At 63.5% G+C, this 25,918-nt stretch carries 22 protein-coding genes; 12 read left to right on the plus strand and 10 right to left on the minus strand.

Annotated features, from left to right (window positions below):
- Positions 1-5: 5 nt before the first annotated feature.
- The 4 genes from V1278_RS15920 to V1278_RS15935 are packed head-to-tail and all read right to left on the minus strand — an operon-like array spanning position 6 to position 3,797.
- A complete protein-coding gene (locus V1278_RS15920; RefSeq protein ID WP_334381468.1) occupies positions 6-899 on the minus strand; it encodes a branched-chain amino acid ABC transporter permease in 894 nt (297 codons plus the stop codon).
- Positions 896-1,051: a hypothetical protein gene (locus tag V1278_RS15925; protein WP_334381469.1), complete on the minus strand. Its 156-nt coding sequence runs from the start codon at positions 1,049-1,051 to the stop codon at positions 896-898. Before V1278_RS15925 ends, V1278_RS15920 begins: the two co-directional genes overlap by 4 nt.
- Positions 1,048-2,979 carry a long-chain fatty acid--CoA ligase gene (locus tag V1278_RS15930; RefSeq protein WP_334381470.1) on the minus strand — a complete coding sequence of 644 codons (1,932 nt, stop codon included), beginning with the start codon at positions 2,977-2,979 and terminating at the stop codon, positions 1,048-1,050. The genes V1278_RS15925 and V1278_RS15930 overlap by 4 nt, the downstream gene beginning before the upstream one ends.
- Positions 2,976-3,797 carry an ABC transporter ATP-binding protein gene (locus tag V1278_RS15935; RefSeq protein ID WP_334381471.1) on the minus strand — a complete coding sequence of 274 codons (822 nt, stop codon included), beginning with the start codon at positions 3,795-3,797 and terminating at the stop codon, positions 2,976-2,978. The genes V1278_RS15930 and V1278_RS15935 overlap by 4 nt, the downstream gene beginning before the upstream one ends.
- 302 nt (positions 3,798-4,099) lie before the next feature.
- Between V1278_RS15935 and V1278_RS15940 the strand changes: the two genes are divergently transcribed.
- From V1278_RS15940 to fcl, 3 genes are all read left to right on the plus strand, one after another.
- Positions 4,100-4,774, plus strand: a complete 675-nt coding sequence (locus V1278_RS15940; RefSeq protein ID WP_334381472.1) for a Crp/Fnr family transcriptional regulator — start codon at positions 4,100-4,102, stop codon at positions 4,772-4,774.
- A 92-nt stretch (positions 4,775-4,866) separates the two neighbouring features.
- Positions 4,867-5,952 (plus strand): GDP-mannose 4,6-dehydratase, encoded by a 1,086-nt coding sequence (gmd, locus tag V1278_RS15945; RefSeq protein ID WP_334381473.1) that lies wholly within the window; start codon positions 4,867-4,869, stop codon positions 5,950-5,952.
- Positions 5,933-6,886, plus strand: coding sequence for a GDP-L-fucose synthase (gene fcl / locus V1278_RS15950; RefSeq protein WP_334381474.1), 954 nt, complete (start codon positions 5,933-5,935; stop codon positions 6,884-6,886). Before gmd ends, fcl begins: the two co-directional genes overlap by 20 nt.
- A gap of 72 nt (positions 6,887-6,958) precedes the next feature.
- Here fcl and V1278_RS15955 read toward each other — a convergent pair whose 3' ends face one another.
- From V1278_RS15955 to galE, 3 genes are all read right to left on the minus strand, one after another.
- Positions 6,959-7,660, minus strand: coding sequence for a fumarylacetoacetate hydrolase family protein (locus tag V1278_RS15955; RefSeq protein ID WP_334381475.1), 702 nt, complete (start codon positions 7,658-7,660; stop codon positions 6,959-6,961).
- A 99-nt stretch (positions 7,661-7,759) separates the two neighbouring features.
- Positions 7,760-9,580 carry an ABC transporter ATP-binding protein gene (locus V1278_RS15960; RefSeq protein WP_334381476.1) on the minus strand — a complete coding sequence of 607 codons (1,821 nt, stop codon included), beginning with the start codon at positions 9,578-9,580 and terminating at the stop codon, positions 7,760-7,762.
- Positions 9,581-9,684: 104 nt separating this feature from the next.
- Positions 9,685-10,698 (minus strand): UDP-glucose 4-epimerase GalE, encoded by a 1,014-nt coding sequence (gene galE, locus V1278_RS15965; protein WP_334381477.1) that lies wholly within the window; start codon positions 10,696-10,698, stop codon positions 9,685-9,687.
- A 137-nt stretch (positions 10,699-10,835) separates the two neighbouring features.
- On the opposite strand from galE, the gene V1278_RS15970 reads away from it, so the two are divergent.
- A complete protein-coding gene (locus tag V1278_RS15970; protein WP_334381478.1) occupies positions 10,836-11,882 on the plus strand; it encodes a glycosyltransferase family 4 protein in 1,047 nt (348 codons plus the stop codon).
- Here the strand turns inward: V1278_RS15970 and waaF are convergent.
- Positions 11,864-12,928 carry a lipopolysaccharide heptosyltransferase II gene (gene waaF / locus V1278_RS15975; RefSeq protein WP_334381479.1) on the minus strand — a complete coding sequence of 355 codons (1,065 nt, stop codon included), beginning with the start codon at positions 12,926-12,928 and terminating at the stop codon, positions 11,864-11,866. The two genes, V1278_RS15970 and waaF, sit on opposite strands and share 19 nt — an antisense overlap.
- 164 nt (positions 12,929-13,092) lie before the next feature.
- Here waaF and rfaD point away from each other — a divergent pair, with 164 nt between their 5' ends.
- The 5 genes from rfaD to V1278_RS16000 all read left to right on the plus strand — a co-directional run bounded on the left by rfaD (position 13,093) and on the right by V1278_RS16000 (position 20,100).
- On the plus strand, positions 13,093-14,070 hold the full coding sequence (rfaD, locus tag V1278_RS15980) for an ADP-glyceromanno-heptose 6-epimerase (RefSeq protein WP_334381480.1): 978 nt from the start codon (positions 13,093-13,095) through the stop codon (positions 14,068-14,070).
- An 18-nt stretch (positions 14,071-14,088) separates the two neighbouring features.
- Positions 14,089-15,561 carry a D-glycero-beta-D-manno-heptose-7-phosphate kinase gene (rfaE1, locus tag V1278_RS15985; protein ID WP_334381481.1) on the plus strand — a complete coding sequence of 491 codons (1,473 nt, stop codon included), beginning with the start codon at positions 14,089-14,091 and terminating at the stop codon, positions 15,559-15,561.
- On the plus strand, positions 15,558-16,847 hold the full coding sequence (locus V1278_RS15990; RefSeq protein WP_442893649.1) for an O-antigen ligase family protein: 1,290 nt from the start codon (positions 15,558-15,560) through the stop codon (positions 16,845-16,847). The genes rfaE1 and V1278_RS15990 overlap by 4 nt, the downstream gene beginning before the upstream one ends.
- A gap of 85 nt (positions 16,848-16,932) precedes the next feature.
- Entirely contained in the window at positions 16,933-18,849 is a 1,917-nt protein-coding gene (locus tag V1278_RS15995) for an SDR family NAD(P)-dependent oxidoreductase (RefSeq protein ID WP_334381482.1), read from the plus strand.
- Positions 18,850-18,906: 57 nt separating this feature from the next.
- Positions 18,907-20,100: a glycosyltransferase family 4 protein gene (locus V1278_RS16000; protein WP_334381483.1), complete on the plus strand. Its 1,194-nt coding sequence runs from the start codon at positions 18,907-18,909 to the stop codon at positions 20,098-20,100.
- A gap of 5 nt (positions 20,101-20,105) precedes the next feature.
- On the opposite strand, the gene V1278_RS16005 is transcribed toward V1278_RS16000, so the two are convergent.
- Positions 20,106-21,128 (minus strand): glycosyl transferase, encoded by a 1,023-nt coding sequence (locus V1278_RS16005; RefSeq protein ID WP_334381484.1) that lies wholly within the window; start codon positions 21,126-21,128, stop codon positions 20,106-20,108.
- A gap of 28 nt (positions 21,129-21,156) precedes the next feature.
- Positions 21,157-22,116 (minus strand): lysylphosphatidylglycerol synthase transmembrane domain-containing protein, encoded by a 960-nt coding sequence (locus V1278_RS16010; protein WP_334381485.1) that lies wholly within the window; start codon positions 22,114-22,116, stop codon positions 21,157-21,159.
- Between the two features lie 182 nt (positions 22,117-22,298).
- Here V1278_RS16010 and V1278_RS16015 point away from each other — a divergent pair, with 182 nt between their 5' ends.
- The 3 genes from V1278_RS16015 (at position 22,299) to V1278_RS16025 (ending at position 25,902) form a co-directional block, all read left to right on the plus strand.
- Positions 22,299-23,288 carry an NAD-dependent epimerase gene (locus tag V1278_RS16015; protein WP_334381486.1) on the plus strand — a complete coding sequence of 330 codons (990 nt, stop codon included), beginning with the start codon at positions 22,299-22,301 and terminating at the stop codon, positions 23,286-23,288.
- Positions 23,289-23,300: 12 nt separating this feature from the next.
- Positions 23,301-24,713: a mannose-1-phosphate guanylyltransferase/mannose-6-phosphate isomerase gene (locus tag V1278_RS16020; RefSeq protein ID WP_334381487.1), complete on the plus strand. Its 1,413-nt coding sequence runs from the start codon at positions 23,301-23,303 to the stop codon at positions 24,711-24,713.
- A 172-nt stretch (positions 24,714-24,885) separates the two neighbouring features.
- Complete coding sequence (locus V1278_RS16025) at positions 24,886-25,902, plus strand: Gfo/Idh/MocA family oxidoreductase (protein ID WP_334363799.1); 1,017 nt, start codon at positions 24,886-24,888, stop codon at positions 25,900-25,902.
- Positions 25,903-25,918 lie beyond the last annotated feature (16 nt).

Genomic DNA, 25,918 nt, shown 5'->3' on the forward strand with positions numbered 1-25,918 from the left:
ATGATTTAAACCCGCTCGATGTCTTTGGTGCCGAACAGGCCGTACGGCTTGATCATGAGGATGATGATGAGCGCATAGAACGGCGCGATCTCGTAGAGATTGCCCCAGTGCAGATATTCGCTGTCGAGAAAGTGCGCGACGTTTTCCAACAGGCCGATGATAATGCCGCCAAGCACGGCGCCGCCAACGCTGTCGAGACCACCGAGGATCGCCGCCGGAAACACCTTGACGCCGTAGGCGGAGAGGCCTGCCGAGACGCCATTGACGACGGCCACCACCACGCCGGCGACGGCGGAGACGGTCGCCGAGATCGCCCAGGCCATCGCGAATACGCTTTTGACAGAAATCCCGAGCGACTGCGCCACCTGCTGGTTAAACGCGGTCGCGCGCATCGCCAGACCATATTTGGAGAGGCGGAAGAACCACGCCATGCCCACCATCATCGCCACCGAGACTGCGAGGCTCATCAGGTAGACGGTCTGCACCTGCAGACCGAGGATGTTGACGTTCTGGGTCTGAAAGATGCGCGGGAACGGCTGCAGATTGACGCCGAACATCCATTTCATCAGTGCCGAAAACACGGTCGAGAGCGCGATCGTCACCATGATCACGGAAATGATCGGCTCGCCGATCATGGGGCGCAGGATGACGATCTGGATCGCGATGCCGAACAGGAACATGAACACCAGCGTGATCGGCATGCCCAGGTAGAACGGCACCTGATATCTGGTCAGCAGCCACCAGCATACCCAGGCGCCGACCAGCAGCAGTTCGCCCTGCGCGAAGTTCACCACCTGCGTCGCCTTGTAGATCAGCACGAACGACATCGCGACCACGCCATAGAGCGTACCGACCACGAGGCCGTTGACGAGAAGCTGGATCAGAAGCTGGGTGTTCATGCGAAGTCACCAGACGTGCAAGCTGTCATCGCCGGGCTTGACCCGGCGATCCATCGCCTGAAGAAGCACTTTTTCCGAAGAGGATGGACGCTCGGGTCAAGCCCGCGCATGACGGTCAGCTTTGCGGCGCCACCGGCAAACATCAGCTTCATTCCGCGGCCTCCGCCATCGGCGCAGGTCCGCCGAGGTCGACGACCCGCAGCGTGGTGCGGATGCGCTGGGTAGTGCCGTCCTGGAAGCGGATCACGGTATCGACCGGAATGTCGCTCTTGCCAGCGTAGATCGCGTCGATGATTTCTGCGTATTTTTCGTTGATGACGCTGCGGCGGACCTTGCGGGTACGGGTCAATTCGCCGTCGTCGGCGTCGAGCTCCTTGTAGAGCAACAGGAAGCGAGAAATACGCTGTGCCGGCGGCAGCGTGGCGTTGACGCCTTCCACCTCCTTGCGCAACAGCGCATAAACCTCGGAGCGCGAGGAGAGGTCGGTATAGGTCGTGAACGAGATGCGGTTCTTCTCCGCCCATTTCGAGATGATCGAGTAACGAATACAGATCATCGCTGCCAGCGCATCGCGGCCGGCGCCGAGCACCACCGTCTCGGCGATGTAGGGCGAGAATTTTAGCTTGTTTTCCAGATATTGTGGCGAGAAGCGCTCGCCGCGCGCGGTCTCGGCGAGATCCTTGATGCGGTCGATGACGACGAGTTGGCCCTGATCGTTGAAGTAGCCGGCGTCACCGGAATGCATCCAGCCGTCCTTGATGTCGGCGGCCGAGGCTTCCGGATTTTTGTAATAGCCGAGGAACATATTGGGGTGGCGCACGACGATTTCGCCGACGCCGTTGACGTCGGGGTTGTCGACGCGGATCTCGATGTCTGCAGCCATTGGCACGCCGGTCGTATCCGGATCGACCTTGCCGGCCGGATGCAGCGTGTAGGCGCCCAGCAATTCGGTCTGGCCATAGAGCGTGCGCAGGGGCACGCCCATCGCCTGGAAGAACTTGAAGGTGTCAGGCCCGAGGGCCGCGCCGCCGGTTGCAGCCGAGCGCAGCCGCGTGAAGCCCAGGCGGTCGCGCAGCGCGCGGAACAAGAGCTGATCGGCAAATATCGAATGCTTGCCCTGCGCGAGCGCCGAGAGCCCTGTCTTCATTCCGATGTCGAACAGCTTTTGCTTCAACGGCGAGGAATCCATCACGCCGGCGCGGACATCGGCGGCAATCGATTCCCAGAGCCGCGGCGCGAACAGCACGAAGGTCGGCGCGATCTCGCGGAAATCGTGCATCATGGTCTCGGGCTCTTCGACGAAGTTGACCTTCATCCGGCACAGCAGCCCTTTGCCGAGCGCGTAGACCTGTTCCATGATCCAGGGCAGCGGCAGCACCGAGGCGTATTCGTCGTCCGGTCCTTTCGGATCGAAAGCGAGATAGGTCGCGCAATGTTTGAGGACGCGGCCAGCCGCCAGCATCGCCAGCTTGGGATTGGCCGTGGTGCCCGATGTGGTGCAGAGGATCGCGACGTCCTCGCCGCGCGTCGCATCGACCAACCGATCGTAGAGCCCGGGCTCGCGCGCGGCGCGGTCGCGGCCCATCGTGGCCAGCTTCCCGGCTTCCATCAGGCGCGGATCGTCGTATTTCCGCATGCCGCGCGGATCGGAATAGACGATGTGCTTGAGGTTGGGCGCGCGATCGGCGAGCGCCAGCAGCTTGTCGACCTGCTCCTCGTCCTCGGCAAACACCAGTTTCGCCTCACCGTAGCTGAGCAGATAGGCCGCTTCCTCGTCCAGCACGTCGCGATAAAGACCCAGGCTCATGGCGCCGATGGCATGGGTTGCGATTTCAGCGGCCACCCAGTCCGGGCGATTGTCGCCGATGATGCCGATGACGTCGCCGCGCCCAAGACCCAGTTCGACCAAGCCGAGCGCGAAGTCATGGACGCGGGTCTGGTAATCGCTCCAGGTGAAGACGCGCCACAGCCCGAGATCCTTTTCGCGCAGCGCAATCTCGCCGCCGTGCTCCCTGGCGTTGAGGCGCAGCAGCTTTGGAAAGGTATCGGCTAGGGCGGCGCGCCCGGCGTAATCCATCATGCCACGCTCTCCCGAGGCGCCGGCGTGTCGTCGGGGTCGACGAGGACCTCATCCTCTTCGCCGAGATAGGCGCGTTTCACGTGCGGATCGGCGAGAACGGAGGCGGGATCGCCTTCGGCGATCTTGCGGCCGAAATCCAGCACCATGACGCGGTGCGAGATATCCATCACCACGCCCATGTCGTGCTCGATCATCATGACGGTCATGCCGAACTCTTCGTTGAGGTCGACGATGTAGCGCGCCATGTCCTCCTTTTCCTCGAAGTTCATGCCGGCCATCGGCTCGTCGAGCAGGATCAATTGCGGCTCCAGCGCCATCGCGCGGGCCAGCTCGACGCGCTTGCGCAGGCCGTAGGGCAGGGTGCCGGCGGTCGCCTTGCGCACCGACTGCAGGTCAAGGAAGTCGATGATCTCCTCCACCTTGCGGCGGTGCTCGAGTTCCTCGCGCCGCGCGCCGGCCAGCCAGTAAAGCGAGCCGGTGATAAAATTGTTCTTCAAGAGGTGGTGCCGCCCGACCATGATGTTGTCGAGCACGCTCATGTGGTGGAACAGCGCCAGGTTCTGGAAAGTGCGGCCGATGCCGAGCTGTGGCCGCGCGTTCGGATTGAGGCCGGTGATATCCTTGCCGCGGTAGAATAGCCGGCCTTCGGTCGGCTTGTAGCGGCCGGAGATGCAATTGACGATGGAGGTCTTGCCGGCGCCGTTCGGGCCGATAATCGAGAACAATTCGCCCTCATTCACGCCGAACGAGACCTCGGTCAGCGCACGGACGCCACCGAAGCGCAGCGACACGCCGCGCACTTCCAACGTATGAGCCACTCATTCCCTCCAGATAAGGCGCTTGCCGCGCTCTTTATCTATCGTTCGCAACTAAACCCGCAATCTTACATCCGAAGTGACCTTCCGGCCATCCGACTAACGATGCCGATCACGGCCGGCATCACGCGTGGTAACGCCGCACCCCAACTGGTAGCGCCATGGGCACGCCCGCCGAGGTGGCCCTCCTTAGGGCAATGCGATAGTTTGAAATGTCGTTTGCCTGACAATTCGTCGGGAAATTTTGCCAGGGCTGCACTTCTGTTGCAGTGCAGCAAGTATAGGGCGTGACGGTCGATGCGATCATGATTGCTGCGGATAACCTCAAGCGCATCGCGGCCTGGTCGCGCGAACTGAACGAGCGGGAAATCGAGGTCGCCCGTGCCGGCATCGTCGAGAAATCCTATCGCGCCAACGAGCATATCTTCATGCGCGGCGATCCCTTCGACTACTGGACCGGCATCGTCACGGGTCTTGCCCGGATGAGTACCGTGTCGAGCGGGGGCAAGGCCGCGACCTTCGCAGGCCTCACGGCCGGTGCCTGGTTCGGCGAAGGCTCGGTGCTGAAGGGCGAGCCGCGCCGTTACGACGTGGTGGCATTGCGCGACACCAGGCTGGCGCTGATGGACCGCAGCACCTTCTTCTGGCTGTTCGAGAACAGCGTGGCGTTCAACCGCTTTCTGGTCCGGCAGCTCAACGAGCGGCTCGGCCAGTTCATCGGAGCGGTGGAACATGGCCGCACGCTCGATGCAACCAGCCGCGTTGCGCGTTCCATCGCGTCGCTGTTCAACCCGATTCTCTATCCGGACATGACGCGCCACCTGGAGATCACGCAGGAGGAAATCGGAGCGCTCTCCGGTATTTCGCGGCAAAACGCCAACCAGTGCCTGAAGCGGCTCGAGAAGGAGGGCATGCTGCGGCTCGAATATGGCGGCGTCACCATCATCGAACTCGAACGCTTGCGCCACCATGGCGATTAGGCACCTAAGAGCCTGATTTCAAACGACTTTGGCGATAGACTTGGCGCAGGTCGAATGCTATGGCCTGCGCGACGGGCGGGTATGGAGAAGATATGGCGGCTCAGGATTTGCAGCGTCGCGTGGCGCTGATCACCGGCGTCACTGGGCAGGACGGCGCCTACTTGGCCGAATATCTGCTTGGCCTCGGCTATGAAGTCCACGGCATCAAGCGGCGGTCGTCCTCGTTCAACACCGCGCGGATCGACCACCTCTACCAGGACCCGCATTCCCGCAAGGTGCCGTTCCTGCTGCATTACGGCGACATGACCGACTCGACCAACCTGATCCGGCTGATGCAGCAGATCAGGCCGACCGAGATCTACAACCTTGCCGCCCAGAGCCATGTCGGCGTCAGCTTCGAAAGCCCGGAATACACCGCCAACGCCGATGCCATCGGCGTGCTGCGGCTGCTGGAGGCGATTCGCATCCTCGGCATGGAGAAGGAGACGCGGTTCTATCAGGCCTCGACCTCGGAGCTCTACGGCCTGGTCCAGGAGGTGCCGCAAAAGGAAACCACGCCGTTCTACCCGCGCTCGCCTTACGGCGTCGCCAAGCTGTACGGCTACTGGATCACGGTCAATTACCGCGAGGCTTACGGCATGTTTGCCAGTAACGGCATCCTGTTCAACCACGAGAGCCCGATCCGCGGCGAGACGTTTGTCACCCGCAAGATCACCCGCAGCGTCGCCCGCATCGAGGTCGGCCTGGAGGAGGCGCTCTACCTCGGCAATCTCGAGGCCAAGCGCGACTGGGGCCATGCGCGGGACTATATCGAGGGCATGCACCTGATTCTGCAGGCCGATGCGGCGGACGATTTCGTGCTGGCGACCGGCGAGACCCGCTCGGTGCGCGAGTTCGTCGAACTGGCGTTCGCCGAAGTCGGCCGCCGCATCGAATGGCGCGGCCAGGGCGCCGACGAGACCGGCGTCGACGCCAAATCCGGCAAGACCGTGGTCCGCATCGATCCGGTCTATTTCCGCCCCACCGAGGTCGATCTTCTGGTCGGCGACGCCAGCAAGGCGCGCGAGAAACTGGGCTGGAAGCCCAAGACGTCGTTTGCGCAGATGGTCAAGGAAATGGTCGCGAACGATCTCGACGAAGCGCGGCGGGAGGTCGCTAATGGCAAGCCTGCCGTTTGAGCTGAAGGGCAAGACGGTCTACGTCGCCGGCCACCGCGGCATGGTCGGTGCCGCGCTGGTGCGCCGGCTGGCGCGGGAAGACGTCGAGCTGCTGACGACGCCCCGCAATGAGGTCGATCTGCGCGACCAGGCCGCGGTCAATGCGTGGTTTGCCGCCAACCGGCCCCAGATGGTGTTTCTGGCCGCCGCCAAGGTCGGCGGCATCGTCGCCAACAACACCCTGCGCGCCGAATTCCTCTACGACAATCTGGCGATTGCTTCGAACGTGATCCATGCCGCGCATGTCCATGGCGCCGAGAAGCTGATGTTCCTGGGCTCCTCCTGCATCTACCCCAAGCTGGCGCCGCAGCCGCTGCGCGAGGATTCCATGCTGACCGGCCCGCTGGAGCCGACCAACGAGCCCTATGCGATTGCCAAGATCGCCGGGATCAAGATGGTGGAGGCCTATCGCAGCCAGTACGGCGCCGACTTCATCAACGTGATGCCGACCAACCTTTATGGCCGCGGCGACAATTATCATCCCGAATACAGCCACGTCGTCGCCGCGCTGATCCGCCGCTTTCACGAGGCCAAGGTTGCCGGCGCCAAGCAAGTCGTGGTCTGGGGCACCGGCACGCCGCGGCGCGAATTCCTCTATGTCGATGATCTCGCGGACGCCTGCATCCATTTGATGAAGACCTATTCGGAGAGCGAACTGGTCAACATCGGCACCGGCGAGGACATCACGATCGCCGAATTCGCCCGCGTGGTCGCGGCGATCGTCGGCTACAGCGGCGAGATCGGTTTTGATGCCTCGCGCCCGGACGGCACCCCGCGAAAGCTGCTCGACGTCAGCCGCCTGGCAAAACTCGGCTGGCGCGCCAGCACGAGGCTCGAGGACGGCATCCGGCTCGCCTACCAGGCCTATCTCAGCGAGCACGCAATGACGCGGTAGAAACAGGCGTTCCTGCAATGAAAAAGCCCCGGGATGTATCCGGGGCTTCTTGCTGTCGAAAGTATCGTCGGCCTATTCCGGCTCGCCGATATTCACCTTCAGCGTGCCGACACCGTCGACGCCGCACTCGATCTTGTCGCCGGGATTGAGCTGCGAGACTCCGGCCGGCGTGCCGGTCATGATGATGTCGCCGGCGGCGAGTTTCACCTGCTGCGAGAGCTGCCAGATGATTTCGGGCACGCTCCAGATCAGTTCGGTGAGGTCGCCCTTCTGCGTTTCCTTGCCGTTGACCGTCAGCCAGATCTTGCCCTTGGCAGGATGGCCGATCTTGGATGCGGGCTGGATAGCGGAGCAGGGCGCGGAATAGTCGAAGGACTTTCCGACTTCCCACGGCCGCTCCTTCTTGCGCGAGGCGATCTGCAGGTCGCGGCGGGTGAGGTCGATACCGACGGCGTAGCCGTAGACATGATCGAGCGCCTTGTCGGCCGGGATGTTGAGGCCGCCGCTCTTCATCGCGACGATCAGTTCGACTTCGTGATGCAGGTCCTTGGTCAGCGGCGGATAGGGAATCGTGGCGCCGTCGGGAACCAGCATGTCGGCGTGCTTGGCGAAGAAGAACGGCGGCGCGCGCTCGTCATTGCCCATCTCGCGGATGTGCTCGAGATAGTTGCGCCCGACGCACCAGATGCGGCGAACCGGATAGGAGCCGGTCTCGCCGACGACGGGAAGCGTGGGCTGCGGGGCTGCTGATATGACGTAGGAGGCTGCGGTCATGAAAAGGGTCTCGGGTTACGGTGGAAATCCGGAGTCTTCTAGTTGAGCATGATCTTTTCGGAAAACCGGTGCCCACTTTTCCGGATCATGCTCTAGCTTTTACGCGGTTGCGCTGATCGGCGCCAGACTAGGCGGACCGGCTTCGCGCTGCTGCAGGCGGAAGAAGGAAGCATAGCGCCCGCCGCGGCGCAGCAAATCGTCATGCTCGCCCCGTTCGACGATCTCGCCGGCCTCGACCACCAGGATGGCATCGGCATGCATGATGGTGTGCAGGCGGTGGGCGATCACGATGGTGGTGCGGTTCTGGCAAAGATGCTCGATCGCCTCCTGCACGGCTTTCTCGGATTCGGAATCGAGCGCCGCGGTGGCTTCATCCAGCAGGATGATCGGCGCGTTCTTGATCAGCGCCCGGGCCACTGCAATGCGCTGGCGCTGGCCGCCGGATAGCTGCGTGCCGTGTTCGCCGACCGGCGTATCGTAGCCGAGTGGAAAGCCCATGATGAAATCGTGCGCGCAGGCTGCCTTCGCGGCTGCCACGATCTCGTCCTGGCTGGCGCCTTCCTTGCCGAAGGCGATGTTGGCGCCGATCGTGTCGCGGAACAAATAGACGTCCTGGCCGACATAGGCGGTCTGCCGGCGCAGCGAGCGCCGCGACACGCTGGAAATGTTCTGGCCGTCGACCAGGATTTCGCCTTGGTTCACCTCGTAGAGCCGCAGCAGCAGCGCAAGTACCGTTGACTTGCCGCCGCCGGACGGGCCGACCAGCGCGGTGGTCTTGCCGGGCTCGGCGACGAAGCTCATGCGATTGAGGACCGGCTCGCCTGACCGGTAGCCGAAGGTCACGTCGCGGAACTCGACCTGCGCGTCAGTGAGTTTCAGCGTCGGCTTGTCACTGTCGTCAGGCTCGCTCGGTGGGCTGTCGACGATTTCGAGCAACTTGCGCGCGCCGATCAGGTTGCTGTTGAGCTCGATGTTGAGCCGCGCCAGCCGCTTGGCCGGCTCATAGGCCAATAGGAACGCGGTCAGGAATGAAAAGAACTGGCCGGGCGAAGCGCCCATCGCGACTACGCGATAGCCGCCATACATCAGGCCACCCGCGATCGCGAAGCCGCCGAGGGTTTCCATCAATGGGCTGGAGCGGTTGGAAACGCGCGCCATCTTGTTGGCGTTGCGCTCGACCGCGGCGATGCTGGCGTCGATCCGTTCGCGCATCGCCTGTTCGAGCGTAAAGGCTTTCACGGTGCGGATGCCCTGCAGCGATTCCTGCATCGTCTCCATGATGTCGGCGGTGCCGGAGAACTGGTTGTGTGCAAGACCCTTGATGCGCTTCACCAGCTTGCGCAGTACGATCATCGCCGGCGGCGCCACCGCAAAACCGAGCAGCGCCATCAGGGGATCGGTCATCACCATGACGATGACGAGTGCGATCAGCGACAGCAGATCGCGGCCGATGGCGTTGATCAGGAGATTGAGCACCTGCGTCACGGCGGTGGCGCCGGCAGTGAGCCGCGCCAGGAATTCCGATGAATGCCGCTCGGAGAAGAACGCGATGTTTTCGCTCATCAGCTTGGCAAACAGCCGGCGCTGGTTATTCGCGAGGATCGCATTGCCGATCTGCGACAGGATCACGGTGTGCCCGTAGGTCGCCGCACCCTTGATCGTAAAGATGACGACGGTGACCAGCGACAAGAGCGCAATCCCGCGCACATCCTTGTCGACATAGGCCTTGTTGATGACCTCGCCGAGCAGGTAGGCGGAACCCGCGGTTGTCACCGCCGCTAGTCCCATCAGCGAAAAGGCGAGCAGATAGCGCCGCCAGTAGGCGAGCCCCTGTTCAGCGACGAGGCGCCGAATCAGGATCGCCGCACCATATGGGTCGTCGGTGATTTTCTTCGGAGTTTCTGTAGGAAGTTCGGTCATCCGCGTTCCATTGACGGCGCCTGGATAGCCCGGCGCGTCAGGGCTGCTGCGATGCCTCCTTGCCTGCTTAGAGGGGCTTTTTCAAGCCAAATAAGCGCTTGATTTCAGGCCGATTCCGCACGCTGCGGAAGGCCTCCGCGTTCGCTGAACAGCCGCTTTTCCCAGGTCAGCGCGTGGCCGGCGATGGTTTCGAGATTGTCGAATTGCGGCGTCCATTCCAGCATCGAACGAATGCGGCTGGTATCGGCAACCATGGTCACGATGTCGCCGGGGCGGCGCGGCGCATATTGAACCGCGAAATTGCGCATCGAGACGCGGCGGACGGCCTCGACGGTTTCCAGCACCGAATAGCCGCGGCCGTAGCCGCAATTCAGCGTGATCGAGCTTCCGCCGCCTCGCAGGTATGACAGCGCGGCGCGATGGGCCTCCGCGAGATCGCTGACATGGATGAAATCGCGAATGCAGCTTCCGTCCGGCGTCGGGTAGTCGGTTCCGTACACGTCGACCTTGGCGCGCTGTCCGGTGGCGGCTTCGACCGCAATCTTGAGCAGATGCGTCGCGCCGACGGTCGAGAGGCCGCAGCGGCCGTTCGGATCGGCGCCGGCGACGTTGAAATAGCGCAACACGACGTATTTCATGTCGTGGGCACCGGCGACGTCATGCAGCATGATTTCAGTCATCAGCTTGGATGAGCCGTAAGGCGACATCGGCCGCGTCGGCGCATGTTCCGGCACCGGCACCTGGTCCGGATTGCCATAGACGGCAGCCGTTGACGAAAAGATGAAGCGGCTGACGCCGGCCTTCACCGCTGAATTCAAGAGGCTGTGGGTCGTCATGGTGTTGTTGCGGTAATAGCCGAGCGGATCGCGCATCGAATCCGGCACCACGACGGAGCCTGCGAAATGAATGATGCTCTCGACGCGGTGCTGGGCGATCACGCCCTCGACGAGGTTTTCGTCCCCGGCGTCGCCGATGAACAGCGGCACGGGACGGGGCAAAAGTGACGAAAATCCGGTGGACAGGTTGTCGATCACGACGACGCTTTCGCCGGCGTCAACCAGCGCATGAACCGTATGACTTCCGATATAGCCGGCGCCACCGGTGACGAGCACGGTCATGGCTCACCTCTCCCGATTTATTTGGAGTTATTTAGGGGCAATGCTAGGGGCTCGCGGTGAAGAGGGGGTTTCGGCGCCGGCGAACTGGCCACTATGCTTAATGTTGCGTATAGGAACTGGCCGAAACGGAGCCGGACGTGCCGATCGAGAACAATTTGGCCAGTGATCTGCAGCTCATTGTGCCGAATCTGCACAGGCGCTATTCGGGCGTCACGGCGACCAACCGGATGGTGGCGCCGAAGCTCGCGCAGATGTACCGCGCAGCATGGCTCGGGCCGCACGCGCCCGACGGCATCGCGCGGATGGGTTTCGCGGATCTGTTGAAACTCTGGCGCCGTCGCCACTCCGTGATCTGGCACGCGCGACGCAATGACGAGATGATTGTCGGCGTCTTGCTGCGTGCGCTCGGCTGGCCGCTGAAACTGGTCTTCACCTCGGCGGCGCAGCGGCATCACACCTGGCTGACGCGCTGGCTGATCCGGCAGATGGATGCCGTGATCGCCACTTCCGAACTGTCGGCGTCGTTTCTCAAGCGCGAGGCGACGGTGGTGATGCATGGCGTCGATACCAACGCCTACACACCGCCGGCGGATCGCGCAGCGGCGTTTGCCGAGGCGAAACTGCCCGGACATTACGCGATCGGCTGCTTCGGGCGGGTGCGCGCGCAAAAGGGCACGGATGTGTTCGTCGAGGCGATGTGCCGGTTGCTGCCGCGCTACCCGGATTTCACCGCTGTCATCGTCGGCGCGGTCGTGCCGGAGCAGCAGGGTTTTGCCGACGGCTTGAAACGGCAGATCGAGGCGGCCGGGCTGCAATCGCGCATCGTCATCACGGGCGAGCTCGAAATCGAGGAAGTACAGCGCTGGTATCAGCGGCTGACGATCTACGCGTTCACCTCGCGCAACGAAGGCTTTGGCCTGACGCTGATCGAGGCGATGGCGGCAGGTGCGGCGCTGGTGGCGGCGCGGGCAGGCGCAGCGGAGTTCGTGGTCGAGGACGGTGTGACCGGCGTGCTGACGCCGCCGGGCGATACTGAGGCGCTGGTCGCGGCGCTTGAGCCTTTGATGCGCGATCCGGCCTCGGCACATGCGATGGGCGAGCGGGCGCGTGCGCGCGTGCTGGAAAAGTTCAGTCTTGAGGCGGAGGCCAATGCGATCGCCGCAGTCTATCGCACGCTCGATTGAGCCATCACGCGCTGCGCGATGTCGGCCACCTCGGCCGCCGCAATGTCGCGCATGCAGCGGTGGTCGTTCATGGTGCAGACCGTGCGCTGGCAGGGCTGGCAGGACAGCTTCGATTTGGTCTGCAGCACCGTGGCGGCAAGGCCGTTCAGCGGCGCCCAGAGATAGGGGCTGGTGGGGCCGAAAATGCCCATGGTCGGCGTGCCGATCGCGGCCGCGATGTGCATCAGGCCGGAGTCGTTCGAGATCGCCACGCTCGCCGCCGCCATCGCCAGTATGCCGTTGCGCAGATCAGTGCCGGTGAGGTCGCGGGCCTTGCCGCCGGTGGCGGAGACGATTTCCTGCGCCAGCGTCTTTTCGCCGGGACCGCCGACCACCCAGACGTCGAGGCCGCGCTCGATCAGGAGCCGCGCGGCTTCCGGATAATAGGTCCATCGCTTTGAGGCGCCGACGGAGCCCGGGCCGAGCGCTACGGCGGGACCTGTGCCGAGCCCGCTCGCCTGCCGCCACCGGGCGGTTTCCTCCGGCGGAACCACGAGCTGCGGCACTGGCCATTCCGGCGGCAGCGGCGTGCTATCGGGCAGCGCCAGCGCGGCATTCTTGTCGATAAAGCGGGGCAGGGCTTTTTCGCCCCAGCGCATCCGGTTGATCAGCCCGAACCGCGCCTCGCCGAAAAAGCCGACGCGCTCGGGGATCCCGGCCAGCGCGGGCGCAATCGCCGCCTTCCAGGTGCGGGGCAGGACGAGGGCGGTTCCATAGCCGCGGGCGCGCAGTTCGGTGGCGAGGCTCCGCTGCTTGGCCAGCGCAAGCCGGCTGCGCGGCAGGTTCCAGCCGATGCCCGCCCGGACGCCGGGCATATAGTCGACCAGCGGTGCGCAAAGGGGGGTCACCAGGAGGTCGACCGGGCGGTTCGGCCAGCGCTGCTTCAATACCCGCACCACCGTATGGCCGCGGACGAAGTCGCCAATCCACATATAGGGAACGATCAGGATAGGCCTGGTGTCGGCGCTATCTTCCATTTCGGTCCCATTTGGTGAATTAAAATTCATATCTTGGTTGTTTCGCCGCTAACCAATTGCCGGCCCGTCGGTAACCGCTCCAAGGCGACACGTAAAGCCGGTCGATTCGTTCTTCGATCCGCCGAGGAACAAAGTTGCCTGCCGCGCGGGAGTGAGGCAAAGCTTTCGTCCGAACAATCATGGCAGGGGATGGCATGTTGCTGGTGACCGGGGGTGCCGGTTTTATCGGGTCGAACGTCGTGGCTGCGTTGAATGACGCTGGCCGGGACGTCGTTGTGTGCGACGTGCTCGGCCATGACGGCAAATGGCGCAATCTGGCCAAACGCCGGCTGGCCGATTTTGTACCGCCTTCGGAACTGTTGGACTGGCTGAAGGGCCGCCGGCTAGAGGCGATCATCCATCTCGGCGCCATTTCCGAGACCACGGCAACCGACGGCGACCTGGTGATCGAGACCAATTTCCGTCTGTCGATGCGGTTACTCGACTGGTGCACGGCCAACGCCACGCCGTTGATCTACGCGTCCTCGGCCGCGACCTATGGCGACGGCGAGCAGGGGTTTGGCGACGACCAGTCAATGGACGCGCTGAAGCGGCTGCGGCCGATGAACCTCTATGGCTGGAGCAAGCATCTGTTCGACATGGCGGTCGCCGAACGCTCAGCGCGCGGCGAACGGCTGCCGCCGCACTGGGCGGGATTGAAGTTCTTCAACGTGTTCGGCCCCAACGAATATCACAAGGGCACGATGATGAGCGTGCTGGCGCGGCGCTTCGACGACATCAAGGCCGGCCGTCCGGTGCAATTGTTCAAGTCGCATCGGGAAGGGATCGCCGACGGGGACCAGCGGCGCGACTTCATCTATGTCGACGACGTCGTGCGGGTGGTGATGTGGCTGCTCGCGACGCCTGATGTGAGCGGCATCTTCAATGTCGGAACCGGCACGGCGCGCAGTTTTCGCGATCTGATGCTGTCGGCCTATGCCGCGCTCGGCATCACACCGAACATCCAGTATATCGATATGCCCGAGCAGATCCGCGGCAGCTATCAGTACTTCACCCAGAGCGAGGTCGATCGGCTGCTGAACGCCGGGTATAATGGCGGTTTCACCGCGCTCGAAGACGCGGTCGAGACTTATGTGAAGGTTTTTCTCGATCGTCCCGATCGCTTTCGCTGATGGGCACCAGGTAGACAGATGTTCGATTTTGAAGCCCTGAGCCAGGCGATCCCAAATCAGACCGTGCTCTGCGTCGGCGATCTCATGCTCGACGAGTTCGTCTATGGCGACGTATCCCGTGTTTCGCCGGAAGCACCGGCGCCCGTTATCGCGGTCCAGCGTAGCGAGACCAATGTCGGCGGTGCCGGCAACGTCGCGCGCAACATCACCTCGCTCGGCGCACGCTGCATCTTTGCCGGCCTGATCGGCGAAGACGAGGCGGGCGCGAAGCTGAAGGCCGATCTGGCGCGGGAAAGCCTGATCGAGGCCGTGCTGGTATCCGATCCTTCCCGTCCGACCACACGCAAGGTGCGCTTCGTCTCCGAGCATTTTTCCACCCATATGCTGCGCGCGGATTGGGAGCAGGCCGTGCCGGCCTCGGCCGATGTCGAGCAGCGGGTGATCGATGCGATCCTGCCGCTTGTGCCCCGCGCCGACATCGTGCTGCTGTCCGACTATGCCAAGGGCGTGCTGACGGCGCGCGTCATCCGCAACATCATCGACGCCGCGAAAAAGCTCGGCAAGCGCGTGATCGTCGATCCCAAGAGCGCCAATTTTGCGATCTATCGCGGCGCCACGCTGCTGACTCCCAACCGCAAGGAGTTTGCCGAAGCGACCCGCAGCCGCGCCGACACTGACCAGAACATTGCCGAGGCGGCGCAGGACGCGATGTATCTTGCCGACTGCGAGGCCATGCTGGTGACGCAAAGCGAACACGGCATGACGCTGGTGGTTCGCGGCGGCGAGGCGATCCATGTGCCGGCGCTTCCGGTCAAGGTACGCGACGTCTCGGGCGCGGGTGACACGGTTGCCGCGGTGCTGGCGTTGACGCTTGCGGCCCAAGCCGATTGGGAGACGGCGCTCAGGATGGCGAATGCCGCGGCCGCGGTCGCGGTCGGCAAGAAGGGCACCGCTACCGTCACACCCGCGGAGCTGCGGCGGAAAATCCTGCCGCATGCGTCGCTGGCGGCCGAAGAGAAGATCGTGCCGGCAGGCGGCGATCTCGCGATGCCTCTGGCGGAGTGGCGCCGGCAGGGGCTGCGCATCGGCTTCACCAATGGCTGCTTCGATATTCTGCATCCCGGCCACGTCAAAGTGCTGACGGCGGCGCGCGGCACCTGCGACCGCCTGATCGTCGGCCTCAACAGCGATGCCTCGGTGAAACGATTGAAGGGCGAGGGGCGCCCGGTGCAGGATGAGCGGGCGCGCGCCGAAGTGCTGGCAGCGCTGGAGGCGGTCGATCTCGTCGCGATCTTCGCGGAGGACACGCCGATCGACCTGATCACGCGGGTGAGGCCGAGCGTGCTGGTCAAGGGCGGCGACTATACGCGCGAGCAGGTCGTCGGCCACGAGATCGTCGAGGCTACCGGCGGCGAAGTCGTGCTCGTCGATATCCTGCCGGGCCACAGCACGACGTCGCTGGTCGGCCGCGCCCGGGGAGGCAAGGCGTGAGCGCGAACGCAGCTTCGTCGCCGATCGCCAAGGCGCTGCCGATCTGGCGCGATCCCGCCGCATGGATGAAGGTGAGCGACGTCGTCGCGGTCCTGCTTGCGCTGTCGCTGCCATGGTCGACTTCGCTGGTCGGCATTTTCGGCGCTGTGCTTCTGGCCACGGTTGCGCCGACGGTCGAGTTGAAGGGCTTTCTTGCCTCGCTGAAGCGCCCGATTTCTGCGCTGCCGATCGCCCTGTTCGTTCTGGCGTTTGTTGGAACCCTGTGGTCGGACGCCGCTTGGGGCGCGCGATTCTATGCCGTGGGGCCGGCCGCGAAGCTCCTGGTGCTTCCGGTCCTGCTCTATCATTTCGAGCGCTCGGCGCGCGGGTCGTGGGTGTTTGTGGCGTTCCTCGCTTCGTGCACGCTCTTGATGCTGATGTCCTGGCTGGTGTTTTTGCGTCCCGAACTTTCGTTGCGGACGCCGGAGCTCGCCGCACGCGGCATCTTTGTCAAGAACTACATCGCCCAGAGCCAGGAATTCACGCTATGCGCGGTTGCGCTGGCCTATCCGGTCGTCATGCTGCTGCGGGCAAAGCGGATTGCGCTGGCCGTGCTGCTCATCGCCACCGCCTTCGGCTTCTTCGTCAACATGGCGTTTCTGGTGGTGTCGCGCACGGCATTGGTCACGGTGCCGATCATGTTCGCGGTGTTTGCGCTGTTGCATCTGAGGTGGCGCAGCATCGTCATCATCCTGTGCGTTGCGGCCGCGTTCGCCGCCGTTGCCTGGCAGACCTCGCCGGCGTTGCGCCGGACCGCGGAGACGTTTGCCCGGGACTACCAGCTCTACAAGGAACAAAACATTCCGACATCGATCGGGCTGCGGCTCGAGTTCTGGCGGAAGTCTCTCGGCTTCTTTGCCGAGGCGCCGCTGATAGGCCATGGCACGGGCGCGACGCGTGGGCTGTTCGAGCGCGTCGCCACGCACGACTCATACCAGGCCAGCAGCGAAGTGATCGGAAATCCCCATAACCAGACGCTCAACGTCGCGGTGCAATGGGGCATTGTCGGTGTCATCATACTGTACGCGATGTGGCTGTTGCACCTGCTCCTGTTCCGTGGCGATGGGCTTGCGAATTGGATCGGGCTTTTGGTCGTAGTGCAGAATATCTTCACCTCGCTATTCAACTCCCACATCTTCGACTTCCATGAAGGCTGGATGTATGTGCTGGGCGTCGGAGTTGCGGGAGGCATGGTGCTGCGCGCCAGATCAGAGGCGGCGGAATCTTCCGGAACAGTCCGGCCATGATTGCTGGCATGCACGCCGCAGATAAGATATCAGCGGGCGAGGGACGCTCCGCGAATCCCGATCGTTTCCGCAGCCGGCCAACGGAATGACGCCTCTTTCGCAACTGACCCGTCGCAATTACCTGATCGCAGCGCATGATGCATTGGCGACTGCGCTTGCGCTGCTCGCAAGCTTCTACCTGCGCTTCGAGGGAGGCGAGGCCTTCTATGCTCGCCTGCCCCTGCTGCTGAAGATCTTGCCGCTGTTCGTCGCCTTCAGCATCGTTATCTGCTACGTCTTCAATCTGACGACGACGAAATGGCGTTTCATTTCGCTTCCCGATGCACTGAATATCCTGCGCGTGGCGACCATTCTGGCGGTCGCGCTTATCGTGCTGGACTACGCCTTCATTTTCGCCGCATCGAACGGCAAGGCGCCGGTGCTGTTCGGCCGTATCACCATCGTGCTCTACTGGTTTCTGCAGGTGTTCGCGCTGAGCGCACTCCGCTTCGGATATCGCTATTTCCGCTACACGCGGGTTCGCCGCCATGCCCGGACCGAAGGCGCATCGGCGACGCTGTTGATCGGCCGCGCCGCCGACGCCGAGGTGCTGTTGCGCGCGATCGAGAGCGGCGCAGTCAAGCAGCTTTGGCCGGTTGGCGTGCTGTCGCCTTCGGCCGCGGACCGCGGGCAGTCGATCCGCAACGTGCCGGTGCTGGGTGGGATCGACGACGTCGAGGACGTGGTCCGCGATTATGCCGGGCGGGGAAAGCCGATTTCGCGGGTCGTCATGACGCCATCGGCGTTCGAACCCGAGGCGCATCCCGAGGCGGTTCTGATGCGGGCCAAGCGGCTCGGGCTATTCGTCAGCCGCCTGCCGTCGCTCGAAGGCGGCGACGTGCCGAGGCTGACCAATGTCGCCGTCGAAGACCTTTTGCTGCGGCCAAGCGAGAAGATCGATTACGCGCGGCTTGAAACGCTGGTGAAGGGCAAGGCAGTGATCGTCACCGGCGGCGGCGGCTCGATCGGTTCGGAGATATGCGACCGCGTCGCGACCTTTGGCGCTGCGCGGCTGTTGGTGATCGAGCACTCGGAACCGGCGCTTTACGCGGTCACGGAAGCGCTGACGGCACGCGCAGCCAATGCCGCCATCGAAGGCCGGATCGCCGACATCCGCGATCGTGACCGGATCATAAGCCTGATGCGGGAGTTCAAGCCCGATATCGTGTTCCATGCCGCCGCGCTGAAGCACGTGCCGATCCTCGAGCGCGATTGGAGCGAGGGCGTCAAGACCAACATCTTCGGATCGGTCAATGTCGCCGACGCCGCGCAGGCGGCGGGCGCCGAAGCCATGGTGATGATCTCGACCGACAAGGCGATCGAGCCGGTCTCGATGCTGGGCCTGACCAAGCGCTTCGCCGAAATGTATTGTCAGGCGCTCGACCACGACCTGATGACGCAATCGGAGGGCAAGCCGCACATGAGGCTGATCTCGGTGCGGTTCGGCAACGTACTGGCCTCGAACGGATCGGTGGTGCCGAAGTTCAAGGCGCAGATCGAGGCCGGCGGTCCTGTCACGGTGACGCATCCGGACATGGTCCGGTACTTCATGACGATCCGCGAAGCCTGCGATCTCGTGCTGACCGCAGCCACGCACGCGCTGACGCCGGCGCGGCCCGACGTCTCCGTCTATGTCCTCAACATGGGACAGCCGGTCAAGATCGTGGAGCTTGCCGAGCGGATGATCCGCCTGTCCGGCCTCGAACCGGGCGTCGACATCGAGGTGGTGTTCACCGGCATACGGCCGGGCGAGCGGCTGAACGAGATCCTGTTCGCCACCGAGGAGCCGACGGCCGAGATCGGGGTGGCCGGCATCATGGCGGCGAAGCCGAATGAGCCGCCGATGCAGACCTTGCGCAAATGGCTTGCGGCGCTGGAGGATGCAATCGCGCGGGATGACCGCTCCACCATCCGTGCGGTGCTCAAGGATGCCGTGCCGGAATTCGGATCGAACGCCGCCTGATTTTGCTGCCTCGCCTGGTCCGTCCCCGCGGCCATTCGTGCCCCTTCGGAAGCCATGATGCAGAAGTCCGGAAAAGTCGTCGTCGTCAGCCAGCATTATCCGCCCGATCCGAGCACGACGGCGGCGATCATGGCCGCGATTTCCGACCACGTGGCGCAGGAGGCCGAGGTGACGGTGCTGTCGGGAACGGCGGGCTCCGCGATATCGGCGCAAGCGGGCAAGCCTGAGGTCGTCGAGGTCAAGAACTGGATGCCGGGCAAGGGCGCGCTGGGAAGGCGCGCCGTGGCCGAATTGCTGTTCACGGTCCGGATGTTTTTCGTGCTGCTGGCGAGGTTGCGGCGCGGCGACGTCACGCTGACCGTGCCGGCGCCCTTCATGCTGCCTTACGCTTTTGCCGCCGCGGCCAGATTGAAAGGCGCGAGATCAGCGCTGATCATGCACGATCTCTATCCCGACGTCCTCGTCATGGCTGGCCTGTTGAAGCCGCAGTCGATCGTGGCGAAAGCGATGCGCGCCTTGAACGCGCCGATGTTTCGCGCGCTCGATGCCGTCGTCATCATCGGCCGCGACACCGAGAAGCTGCTGCTGCGCTATGGCGGAATGACAAGTGACAAGATCCGCTTCATTCCGAACTGGGCGACACTTGCACGTGGCGTTCGCGCGATCGACCCGGACAATCCGTACCGCCGCTCGCTTTCCGCCCGCTTCGTCGTCGGACTGTCTGGCAATCTCGGCTTTACCCACGATCCCGTCATCGTGTTCGAAGCGGCGCGCCTGCTGCGCGACGACAAGGATATACACTTCCTGCTGTCGGGCTGGGGGATCGGGTTCGACCAGTTGAAGGCCCTGCAGGCCGAGGCAAAACTTTCCAACGTCACCCTGGTCGACCGCGTCGAGGACGAGCAGTTGGAGGCCTTTCTTTCGGCCGCGGACGCCTGGATCATTCCGTATCGCAAGAACGTTGCCGGCATATCGGTGCCGAGCCGGTTCTACAATCTGCTGGCGATCGGCCGTCCAGTGATCCTGGTTTCCGAAGCGGATGCCGAAGCGGCGTTGACGGTGACCGAGCACGATGTCGGCTGGGTCGTCGAACCCGGCAAGGCCGATGAACTGGCGAAAACGGTCGGTCGTGCCGCCGCTTCCATTGACCCGCAACGGGCCGAGCGCGCAGCTGAAATCTCCAAGCGCTTCGATTTTGAGATCGCCATGGACGACTATTGCGGGCTAATCCGGGAACTCGCGCAGAAGTAGCTGGATCAGACGCGAGACGGTTGACGGCGTGAGAAACGGTGCATCAAGAGCGCCGTCGCGGCGCCTCCAGCACCGAGTAACAGGCCGGCTATCGCAGCGGACGAGGTCATGGCCGCGCCGACCGCCAGCGTAGCCAGCACGAGGTTGAGCGCGAACACTTCGCTCACCACGCGCGATACCGAAAAGCCGTTGTCGGTGGCGCGCTGATAGAAGTGGGTGCGATGCGCGGCCCAGAACGGCTCGCGCCGCGCGACGCGCCGCAGCAGCGTGGCGGTCGCATCGGCGAGGTAATAGAGCGGCAACAGCAGCGCCGCTGCCACTTGCTGATGCCAGGCGAGTTGCAAGAGACACCAGCCGACCAACAAGCCGATCGGCAGGCTGCCGACGTCCCCGAGAAAGATTTTTGCTACCGGCCGGTTGAAGGGCGCGAAGCCGAGCATCGCGCCGAACAGTGCTGCGGCGGCGACCATCGTTGATGCCGGAAGTCCGCCGAGCCAGCCGAGCAGAACGAGTGCGCCGGTGATGGGCACGATCTCGGCGACCGTCATCAGGTCCAACCCGTCCATGAAGTTGACGAGGTTCACGAACCACAGCCCTGCGAGGATCAGGAGGCCGCGCTCGAGCCAGAGCGGGCAGGCAGGAACGATCCGTAAGCTGTCGGGGGCGACCAAGATCACTGCCGCGACGGTCAGTCCCTGCAGCAATAGCCGCGGCACCACGGGAATCGAGTTGACGTCATCGGCGAAGCCGACGGCCGCGATGAACAGCGTCGCGCCGAACACGGCGACGGGAATTCTCATCTCCGCCGCGTCGGCAAGCGCGATGACCGCAGCCGCCGCGATCAGCGTGGCCGCGATCACCGCGACGCCCGCGCCCTGCGGTGTCGGAACCCGATGGGAAGAGCGAGCATTCGGTTTTGCCAGCACTATCCGCACCATCAGCGGCCGGATCGCCCATGTCAGGACGGCCGACAACAGCGCAGCCGTCACTACTGTGGCAAACGACAGCAATAGTTGCGAATTGGCCATTCTACCCGCGCGGCATGTTGTTCGAAAATTATTTGGGAACTTCAATCGATGTCACGCCCTGCGCGGCTTTCTCGGCGCTGAAAATCCAGACCAGGCCGCCGATCGCGCCGACGATGAAGGATACCGCGCCATAGAGCAGGGAGATGTTGACGCCCTCGTTGGCCATCAGGCCGGCATACCCGAACGCCAGCCCCATGGTGGCTTCGCGGACACCCCAGCCGGCAATCGAGATCGGCAGCATGGTGATCAGCATGACGGGCGGAACAAGCTGGAATATCTGGCCGAACACAACGGGGGCGGCGATCGACTGCACCACGCACCAGGCGATGACGACGGCAAGCACGTGCACCAATAACGACAGCACCGCGACTTTCGGGCCGTGAGTGCGGCTGAACAGCACGCGATTGGCGATCACCGAGCAGGCGTGGATGTGATGGGTGCCCCACCAGTGCTTCAGCCACGGCCACCGCAGCCTGCCGAGCAGGAGAAATCCGAGGCCACCGGCAAGCGCCGCGAAATCGACGAACAGCAGCGCTGACCTGCCATGGGGATCGGTGATCAGGCGATAGCTCCACGGCAGGCTCGCAACGATGACGACGGCGAGCGCGATCAGGCCGATGGCACGGTCGACGAAGATGGAATAGGTCGCCGCCCGCCAGCCGGCGCCGTTGCGCGCGACGAGCCATAGCCTGACCGCATCGCCGCCGATCGAGGACGGTAGCGTCTGGTTGAAGAACATCCCGATCACGTTGAAGCGCATCGCCTGCCGGGTCGGCAGCGGCGCGCCGCATTCCGCCCCGATCTCGCGCCATCGCAGGACGCCGACGAATATCTGGAGGAACGACACGGCAATCGCCACGCCGATCCAGGCCAGGCTGGAAACGTCGATGCGGGCCGCGAGGTCGGCGAGGTCGACCTTGCGCAACGAGAAATACAAGAGCGCCGCCGAGACCAGTATCTTCAATGTCGAAAGCAGGATTCGGCGCATCTCGCCCGTGCCGGGTTTGAGAGGAGGGTGCAAAAAGCGATGCAATTCGGGCGCCTTGGTATGGTTTTCGGGCCGATCTGGCAATAGCGGGACTGGTAGGTGTTGCGGTGGCCTCGGCAACGCAGGTAAAGAGGCCTGGCGACAGAAATTTCAGCCATCGAGCGGCGCCTTCCAAGGATACGATGCCGGATCAACCCATATTGGTCACCGGAGCTGCGGGTTTCATCGGCTTCCACGTTGCGCGCCGGCTGCTGGCCGAAGGCCGCGCCGTGATCGGGCTCGACAATCTCAACGACTATTACGATCCGGCGTTGAAGCGGGCGCGGCTGGAGGTCCTGCGCCGGGAGCAGGGTTTCACATTCGAGCAGATCGATCTCGCTAGTCGCACGTCAGTGGAACACCTGTTCGCCAAACACCGCTTTCCAAGCGTGGTGCATCTCGCAGCCCAGGCCGGCGTGCGTTATTCGATCGATCATCCGCACGCCTATGTCGATGCCAATCTAGCGGGCTTCGTCAACGTGCTGGAAGGCTGCCGGCATCATGGATGCGGCCATCTGGTCTACGCCTCGTCCTCATCGGTCTACGGCGCCAATACGAAACTACCGTTTTCGGTGGAGGACAAGACCGACCATCCGATCAGCCTCTATGCTGCCACCAAGAAGGCCAATGAGCTGATCGCGCATTCCTACAGCCATCTCTACCGTCTTCCGGTAACGGGCCTGCGGTTCTTCACCATCTATGGGCCATGGGGACGGCCCGACATGGCGGTTTACCTGTTTACCAAGGCGATCGTGGAGGGTACCCCGATCAGGCTCTTTAACCATGGCAGGATGCGACGCGACTTTACCTATATCGAGGACGTGACGCGTGCCGTATTGCGGCTGGTCGACCAGGCCCCGCGCGACGGCGGGCAGGGCGCCGGAGCGCCTGCAAAAGTCTACAATGTCGGCAATAATCATCCGGAAGAGCTGACCCATGTCGTAGCGGTTTTAGAGCGGGAATTGGGCCGTGCGGCGGTCAAGGAGATGCTGCCGATGCAGCCCGGAGATGTGACCGAGACTTTTGCTGACGTAACCGAACTGATGCGCGACACCGGCTTCAGGCCGCAGACTTCGATCGAGGAAGGGCTTCGCGACTTCGTTGCCTGGTATCGCGACTACTACAGGATTTGATTTGAGGCGCCGATGAACCGACGAATTATTCCTCTCATCATGTGCGGCGGCGCCGGAACGCGGCTGTGGCCGGCCTCGCGCGAGGTTCATCCCAAGCAGTTCCTGTCCCTGTTCGGCGCGCGTTCGACGTTCCAGGATACGCTGTTGCGGGTTTCGGATGCTGGTCTGTTCGAACGGCCCGTCATCATCACCAACAACGCCTATCGCTTCATGGTGCTCGAGCAACTGGCGGAGATCGGACTGGAAGCCGACGTGCTTCTCGAACCGATGCGGCGCGATTCCGGGCCTGCGATCGCGGCCGGCGCTGCCTTTGCGCAAGCGCGCGACAAGGGTGCCATCGTGCTGGCGCTCGCCGCCGACCATGTGGTGCGCGACACGCCCGCTTTCCTCGCCGCCTGCCGCGAAGGGCTGGCTGCCGCGGAAGCCGGGCACATCGTGACGTTCGGCGTGCAGCCCGAACGCGCCGCCACCGAATATGGCTACATCAATCCCGGCGAACTCATTTCCGGCAAGGTTCGCGCAGTCGCGAAGTTCGTCGAGAAGCCCGATCCGGCAACCGCTGCTGATTACGTCAAGTCGGGCTATCTCTGGAATAGCGGCAACTTCATGTTCCGCGCTGCCGTGCTGTCGGATGAGTATGGCAAGGTCGATGCGGACAGCGTCCAAGCCGTCACTGATGCAGTGACGAAGGCAGGCACCGACCTCGGCTTCGTCAAGCTCGACGAGGCCTCGTTCGGATCGGCGAAATCGATCTCCATCGACTATGCGGTGATGGAGAAGACCTCGCGTGCCGCGGTCGTGCCGGTCGCGTGCGGCTGGTCCGATGTCGGCTCCTGGCATGCGGTGTGGGAATTGTCCGGCAAGGACGGCGAAGGCAACGCGGCGCGCGGCGCAGCCGTGTTTGAGGATTCGCGCAATTGCAACGTATCGACCGATCGCGCGCTGGTCGCGCTCGAAGGCGTCGACGACCTCGTGGTGGTCGCAACCCAGGACGCCGTGCTGGTGAGCCGGCAGAAGGACGCCAACGGGCTGAAGCGGCTGGTCGCGAAACTGAAGACAGTGGCGCCGCAGGTGACGGAAGACCACATCAGGGTGCATCGGCCCTGGGGATCCTATCAGTCGGTCGACAATGGCGATCGGCATCAGGTCAAGCGCATCATCGTCAAGCCGGGCGGGCGGCTGTCGCTGCAGAAACACCACCACCGCGCCGAGCACTGGATCGTGGTGCGAGGAACGGCGCAGGTGACGGTCAACGAACTGGTCAAGACCGTGCACGAGAACGAATCGATCTACATCCCGATCGGCGCCGTGCACCGGTTGGAAAATCCGGGCAAGATTCAGCTCGAGTTGATCGAGGTCCAGACCGGAAGCTATTTCGGCGAGGACGACATCATCCGCATCGAGGACGACTACCAGCGCAGTTGAGCCGACCGTAGTTTTACCGGGCCCGCGGTTGTAATTCTTTGAATCAAAACGTGTCCGAAAACGGTCGATCGCGTTCGCCACATCTGTGATGGCGTGCTAGAGAACCGCCGGGGATATTACCGGCGCAATTCTGCCTGGAATCTGCTTAAAATCTGCTTGGGGTCGACAAAACATGAGTTCCAAAGGGTCCGCATTCGACGCGAAGGCCGACGCAAAACGCGGCTTGCGCGTCGGCGTAGTCGGCGCGGGTGTGATGGGCAGCAACCATGCCCGCGTGCTGGCCGGTCTACCCGGCGTGACGCTGGTCGGCATTGTCGATCCGTTACCCGAACACCGCGCGCGCGCCACCGCGCTCGCCGGCTGCCGTGCGTTCGCCGAACTCGACGAGCTGTTTGACGAGGGCGTCGATGCCGTGACGATCGCGGCGCCGACCCATCTCCATCACGAGATTGCGCTCGCCTGCATTACCCGCAACATCCACCTCCTGGTCGAGAAGCCGGTGGCCTCGACCGTCGAGGAAGGGCAGGACATCGTCAATGCGGCGCGTAGTGCCGGCGTGACGCTGATGGTCGGCCATGTCGAGCGCTTCAATCCGGCAGTCGCCGCGATCAAGCAGGCGATCTCGGGCGAGGACATTCTTTCGATCGGCATCACCCGCGTCGGGCCGTTTCCGCCGCGGATGTCCAATGTTGGCGTCGTGATCGATCTCGCCGTCCACGATATCGACCTGATCCGCTGGTTCACCGAGTCCGATATCGTCGAGGTGCAGCCGCAGCTTTCCAGCGCGGTTGCCGAGCGCGAGGACATCGCGCTCTTGCAGTTCCGCACCGCCTCCGGCGTGCTTGCCCATATCAACACCAACTGGCTGACCCCGTTCAAGGCGCGCAGCGTTACGGTCGCAACCCGCGGCAAATATGTGATGGGCGATCTTTTGACACGGCAGGTGACCGAGTGCTTCGGTTTCAAGCCCGACGGCAGCTACTCGATGCGGCATCTGCCCGTCGGTCATGACGAACCGCTACGCGCCGAGCTGATCGCATTCCTCGATGCCGTCCGCACCGGCAATATGCCGGCGGTTTCCGGCGACGAGGGCGTCGCCAGTCTTGAAATCGCCATTCGCTGCCTCGAGCAGCCCGCCAAGCCCGCGGCCTCCGCCGCGCGCAAGGGGCCGCGCCGTATCGCCGGCTGAATTCCTTCCAGAACCG

Source organism: Bradyrhizobium sp. AZCC 1577 (assembly GCF_036924575.1).
GTDB lineage: Bacteria > Pseudomonadota > Alphaproteobacteria > Rhizobiales > Xanthobacteraceae > Bradyrhizobium.

Bases quoted from the DNA above. Each gene is read 5' to 3' on its own strand.
- rfaD (WP_334381480.1), top strand. From the start codon at position 13,093: ATGTTGCTGGTGACCGGGGGTGCCGGTTTTATCGGGTCGAACGTCGTG.
- V1278_RS16010 (WP_334381485.1), bottom strand. From the start codon at position 22,116: ATGCGCCGAATCCTGCTTTCGACATTGAAGATACTGGTCTCGGCGGCG.
- V1278_RS16025 (WP_334363799.1), top strand. From the start codon at position 24,886: ATGAGTTCCAAAGGGTCCGCATTCGACGCGAAGGCCGACGCAAAACGC.
- V1278_RS16020 (WP_334381487.1), top strand. From the start codon at position 23,301: ATGAACCGACGAATTATTCCTCTCATCATGTGCGGCGGCGCCGGAACG.
- rfaE1 (WP_334381481.1), top strand. From the start codon at position 14,089: ATGTTCGATTTTGAAGCCCTGAGCCAGGCGATCCCAAATCAGACCGTG.
- V1278_RS15995 (WP_334381482.1), top strand. From the start codon at position 16,933: ATGACGCCTCTTTCGCAACTGACCCGTCGCAATTACCTGATCGCAGCG.
- V1278_RS15960 (WP_334381476.1), bottom strand. From the start codon at position 9,580: ATGACCGAACTTCCTACAGAAACTCCGAAGAAAATCACCGACGACCCA.
- fcl (WP_334381474.1), top strand. From the start codon at position 5,933: ATGGCAAGCCTGCCGTTTGAGCTGAAGGGCAAGACGGTCTACGTCGCC.
- V1278_RS16015 (WP_334381486.1), top strand. From the start codon at position 22,299: ATGCCGGATCAACCCATATTGGTCACCGGAGCTGCGGGTTTCATCGGC.
- waaF (WP_334381479.1), bottom strand. From the start codon at position 12,928: ATGAATTTTAATTCACCAAATGGGACCGAAATGGAAGATAGCGCCGAC.
- V1278_RS16000 (WP_334381483.1), top strand. From the start codon at position 18,907: ATGCAGAAGTCCGGAAAAGTCGTCGTCGTCAGCCAGCATTATCCGCCC.
- gmd (WP_334381473.1), top strand. From the start codon at position 4,867: ATGGCGGCTCAGGATTTGCAGCGTCGCGTGGCGCTGATCACCGGCGTC.
- V1278_RS15940 (WP_334381472.1), top strand. From the start codon at position 4,100: ATGATTGCTGCGGATAACCTCAAGCGCATCGCGGCCTGGTCGCGCGAA.
- galE (WP_334381477.1), bottom strand. From the start codon at position 10,698: ATGACCGTGCTCGTCACCGGTGGCGCCGGCTATATCGGAAGTCATACG.
- V1278_RS15955 (WP_334381475.1), bottom strand. From the start codon at position 7,660: ATGACCGCAGCCTCCTACGTCATATCAGCAGCCCCGCAGCCCACGCTT.
- V1278_RS16005 (WP_334381484.1), bottom strand. From the start codon at position 21,128: ATGGCCAATTCGCAACTATTGCTGTCGTTTGCCACAGTAGTGACGGCT.
- V1278_RS15930 (WP_334381470.1), bottom strand. From the start codon at position 2,979: ATGATGGATTACGCCGGGCGCGCCGCCCTAGCCGATACCTTTCCAAAG.
- V1278_RS15925 (WP_334381469.1), bottom strand. From the start codon at position 1,051: ATGAAGCTGATGTTTGCCGGTGGCGCCGCAAAGCTGACCGTCATGCGC.
- V1278_RS15920 (WP_334381468.1), bottom strand. From the start codon at position 899: ATGAACACCCAGCTTCTGATCCAGCTTCTCGTCAACGGCCTCGTGGTC.